Here is a 339-nt window from a genome sequence, read left to right on the forward strand (position 1 = left end):
CCTCCTTTCCCCACCTGCTCCGCCATCCCCCCCAGCACAACATTTTGGGGTAAGAAAACAAGGATTTGGCACTTACTCTGCGGTGCACCACCGGTACCTACAACACTGTACAGCCGGAGCGTGATGACGTTGGATTTGGGGTTGCGTTCTTATTTTTCCACATTTTTTGCTATTTTTTTTTCCCCACCCCAAAAAAATACACATTCACCATTTCCGTCGTTTTTTATCCCAAAATCTGCCCCACCACAGGGAATTCCAGGGCGCTTTGTGGCCAAGCAGTGCCTGCAACGACAAGAGCCCCCCCCCGCCCCATTGCGGGGCCTCACCGCGCCGCTCCTT

1 protein-coding gene is annotated in these 339 nt (G+C 53.4%); it reads left to right on the forward strand.

The window, feature by feature from the left end; all coding sequences use genetic code 11:
• Positions 1–120 precede the first annotated feature (120 nt).
• Positions 121–339, forward strand: a 219-nt coding sequence (locus PZC42_RS24355; protein ID WP_277213959.1) for a hypothetical protein, incomplete at its 3' end; no start/stop codon positions are given.

It is taken from the genome of Isoptericola croceus (assembly GCF_029382255.1).
GTDB classification, from domain to species: domain Bacteria; phylum Actinomycetota; class Actinomycetes; order Actinomycetales; family Cellulomonadaceae; genus Isoptericola; species Isoptericola croceus.